Origin of the sequence: Ilyobacter sp. (assembly GCF_041583315.1) — a bacterium.
GTDB lineage: Bacteria > Fusobacteriota > Fusobacteriia > Fusobacteriales > Fusobacteriaceae > Ilyobacter.
Genome location: NZ_JBFHGC010000239.1, coordinates 1 through 4195, shown reverse-complemented (window position 1 = coordinate 4195; position 4195 = coordinate 1). Strand labels below are relative to the sequence as shown.

Annotated in this window: 5 protein-coding genes; all 5 read right to left on the bottom strand. The window is 36.2% G+C overall.

The window, feature by feature from the left end:
- Positions 1–330: 330 nt before the first annotated feature.
- A complete protein-coding gene (locus ABZA26_RS09055; RefSeq protein WP_372714197.1) occupies positions 331–1437 on the bottom strand; it encodes a D-alanyl-D-alanine carboxypeptidase family protein in 1107 nt (368 codons plus the stop codon).
- 103 nt (positions 1438–1540) lie between these two features.
- Positions 1541–1909: a Fe-S cluster assembly scaffold protein NifU gene (nifU, locus tag ABZA26_RS09050; RefSeq protein ID WP_372714196.1), complete on the bottom strand. Its 369-nt coding sequence runs from the start codon at positions 1907–1909 to the stop codon at positions 1541–1543.
- Positions 1910–1931: 22 nt separating this feature from the next.
- Positions 1932–3104, bottom strand: coding sequence for a cysteine desulfurase NifS (gene nifS, locus ABZA26_RS09045; RefSeq protein WP_372714195.1), 1173 nt, complete (start codon positions 3102–3104; stop codon positions 1932–1934).
- A gap of 126 nt (positions 3105–3230) precedes the next feature.
- Positions 3231–3890, bottom strand: coding sequence for an endonuclease III (nth, locus tag ABZA26_RS09040; RefSeq protein ID WP_372714194.1), 660 nt, complete (start codon positions 3888–3890; stop codon positions 3231–3233).
- The coding region (locus ABZA26_RS09035; protein ID WP_372714193.1) for a hypothetical protein at positions 3868–4195 on the bottom strand (328 nt) is incomplete at its 5' end. The genes nth and ABZA26_RS09035, both read right to left, overlap by 23 nt.

Here is a 4195-nt window from a genome sequence, read left to right as displayed (position 1 = left end):
GATCAAACTCTTCATTCAAAAAGTTTATTTAAATCTCTTGCGAGATTATCAACACCTAACTGTGTCCAAATCTTGTTTGGACTTCTTTGTCATCTATGATGACGATTTTGACTTCCTTCTCTATTTAATTGCTAATGTCCTCTATTTCCTTTCGCACCGCTCTCTTGCGGACAAGAAATATAATAACATAACTGAAAAGATGAGTCAACGATTTTTTTGTTTTTTTTAACAATAATTTGCCTGGAATTCAGATTTCCTCTTTAAACCCCTGTAAAAACAATGTTTTCCAAATAAAAGAGCCACCTTCCCGGCTATGGAAAGGTGGCTCTTTTAAAATATTCTTCTGAATTTCTCTATAAACTTCTCTTTTTCCACACTCTCTCTTGCATAAAGTCTGCCGTTCTTAACTTCTTTTCCATCTATAACCAGCTGATAACTTCCCAGTATCTCTCCCTTTTTTATAGGAGCCTCTACAACTTTTATATACGTCCTTCTTATCTTCACATCCCAGTTTTTACTTATTAACTGTCTGAAATCTTCATCAGGATAACCATATACCGTGTCCTTTTTCCCGCCTTTGATATCTATTTTGACCATAGGTTTTGACATGTCTATAAGTTTTTCCATACCATATTCATCATAAAATTTATCTATAGATCCCAGTACAGCTTTATCCCTTGTTTCTGCATCGGGAGAACCAAACACCACCGTTATTGTAGTAATTCCTTCTCTTCTTGCAGCAATGCTTATATTGTATCCGGCTTCAGAATGATGTCCGGTTTTTATTCCAAAAACTCCATTTTCTTTTGAGAGAAGCTTATTTCTGTTGGCTATACGCTGGGTACCATCTTGAATAATGTCCTCTTTTAACGAGGCTATTGCTATATATTCAGGATATTTCAGCGCTTCTAGAGACAGCTTGTAAATCCCCCAGGCCGTTCCTCTGTCCATAGACTTGCCAGTCATAGAAGGAGGTAGCCCCATTGGAGTGTAAAATTCCAGTGAATCTCCCAAGCCCAGGTATTTTGCCTTTTGGTTCATAAGCCCCACAAAATAATCTAAGTCCCCCATACCTACATACTCTGCCAGAGCATAAGCTGCATTATTGGCTGAATAAATTGAAGTGGCTTTTATAAGGTCCCTTACCGTCAGCTTAGCACCTTCTGAAATCCAGATCATGCTTCCTCCCACAGCTCTTGCCTCTGGCGATATTTCCACTCTGTCATCTAGACTTATCTCTTCATTTCTTATACTGTCATAGGCTACCATGACTGTCATCATCTTTGTAACAGATGCAACAGGATGCTTTTCATGTATATTTTCACTATAGTATATGTTGCCGTATTCATCCCCTACCAACAAAGATGTATAATCTTCATTTGCAAAGGTTACCAAACAGAATATTACGGATAAAAATATCCCGATTTTTCTTCTCAACTATTCTCAACTCCTGTGTATTTTTAAATTGAAATATTATATCATTTAAAGTAATTTTTTCAAAATATAAAGAGGGGAATAATCCCCTCTTTTAGTTTAACACTTACTTTTTACTAATATAATCTTCTATTGCTGCTTTTATACCTTCTTCTGCAAGAACAGAACAATGCATTTTTGCCGGAGGAAGTCCGTCCAATGCTTCTGCTACTGCTTTATTGGTAAGCTGTAAAGCTTCGTTTACATTTTTATTTAATATCATCTCTGTGGATATAGATGAGGTTGCTATCGCCGATGCACATCCAAATGTTCTGAACTTTACATCTTTAATAATATCATCTTCTATCTTTAAAAAAATTTCCATTACATCTCCACATGAAGGACTCCCAACTTTTCCGTATCCATCTGGATTCTCTATTGTTCCTACATTTCTTGGATTCATAAAATGATCCATTACTTTTTCCGAATACTGCATCTATTCCAGCTCCTTTTATTCTTTATTTTCCAGCTTTAAATTCATTCCAAAGTGGTGATATCATTCTTAATTTTTCAATAATAGGCGGAAGTTCTTGCAATACATACTCGACTTCCTCCTTGGTATTATATTTACCAAAACTAAATCTTATAGTTCCGTGAGCTATCTCTACAGGTATTCCCATTGCCAAAAGTACGTGAGATGCCTGAAGGTCATCTGAAGAACAAGCCGATCCAGAACTAACGGCTATCCCCTTATAATTAAGTGTCAAAAGTATTGATTCACCTTCTAAATATTTAAAGGTAATACTTGAAGTACCAGGAAGTCTTTTAGCACCTTTTCCGTTAATCTGTATTTCAGGTATTTTTTTTATAAGTTCTTCTTCAAAGTAATTCCTTAACTCTTCTTCTCTCTTGTATTCATCTTCTATACCTCTATACGCCACTTCAAGAGCTTTTGACATCCCTACCATCCCAGGGACATCAGAAGTTCCAGGTCTCAGTTTCTTTTCCTGTCCGCCTCCGGTAAGTACTTTCCCGAGTCTTGTTCCTGATTTTATAAATAAGCCCCCTATACCCTTCGGTCCATAAAATTTATGTCCTGAAAAAGTCAGAAGATCTATTCCCATATCTTTAGGTTTTATATCAAATTTTCCCACAGTCTGGACTGCATCCACGTGAAAAATAATTTTGTTTTCCTTTGCCAGTTTCCCGATCTCTTCCACAGGCTGTATCGTTCCTACCTCGTTATTTCCATGCATAACCGTTATGAGTATCGTCTCTTTCTTTATTGCATTTTTTAGTTCTTCGAGGTCTATGACTCCATTTTCATCTACAGATACATAGGTCACTTCATATCCTTCTTTTTCAAGTTCCCTGCATGTATTTCTAACTGCAGGATGCTCTATTGTACTTGTAATTATGTGATTCCCTCTTTTTCTGTAAGCCTTTGCTACTCCTCTTATTGCCAGATTGTCAGATTCTGATCCCGAGCCTGTAAAAATAAGCTCATCTGGCTCTATTCCAAAGATATCTGCTATTGTTTTTCTAGCTTCTACCATAGCTTTTTTAGATTCATTCCCAAAATCATGCATACTAGATGCGTTGCCATAAATTTCACTAAAGTAAGGAAGCATGGCTTCGAGAGCTTCCTTGTCCATCTTTGTTGTGGCATTGTTATCCAGGTATACTCTCATCTTCATCCTCTCCTCAAATAGAAATTAAACTAATAATACCATTCTTTATTTGCAATGTCAAGAATTTATTTCCTCTATTTTTTTCTTGACTTCATTAAGTTTCAGAAGTATTTATAACCTTTATTATCAACTTTCTTTTACACGTTCTCTCATAATTTTTCTTCCGTGGTTACACAGATGATTTATTTCACAAATTCCGCATTTAGGTCTTCTTGCTATACAGACATCTCTACCTTGAAGGATTAGATAATGAGAAAAATCTATCCACATTTCTTTAGGAACTATCTTCATAAGTTCTCTTTCTATTTTTTCTACATTGTCCTCTCTTACAAGGCCGATCAGATTACTCAGTCTCTTCACATGTGTGTCCACAGTTACACCGTCTGAAAGCCCCCATATTTCACCTCTCACTACGTTGGCTGTTTTTCTCCCTACACCTGGAAGGGCAACTAACTCCTCCATTTTAGACGGGACCTCTCCTCCGTATTTCTCCAGTAATTCCCTGCTACACATTTTTATATTTTTGGCTTTATTTCTAAAAAAACCTGTACTTCTTATAAGGTTTTCCAGATCTTTTATGGGTAACTCCATTATTTGTTCTGGAGTATTTACGACTTTAAACATCTTTTCCGTTACCATATTGACTCGCACGTCTGTGCATTGAGCCGAGAGAATCACCGACACCAAAAGTTCAAAATCCGTCTTATAGTTCAAAGCACAATTTGGTTTACCGAATTTAGAATTCAGTATTTTTATTATTTTTTTAGTTTTTCCTGCCTTGGTCATCTCTCACCTCCTGAAGTTTATACCTCTCTTCAGGTTCCATATATTCTAGATCTATTTTATGGTATATATCTTCTTCACAGGCATTTTCGACTTCAATTTCCATACCTCTTTTGGCATAAATTTCCTCTATATACTTCACATGAGCCTTTGGTCCTGTAGAGTGCCACAAAGTATAGGTATATTTATTCTTTTTTTCAGGTATTGCATGGATGCATATCCCACTTTTGAGCATAAACTCATATCTGTTTATAGGTTTTTCTATGTAAGGATAAAGGGATACAGCCTCCAAAACCACTTCCTCAGAT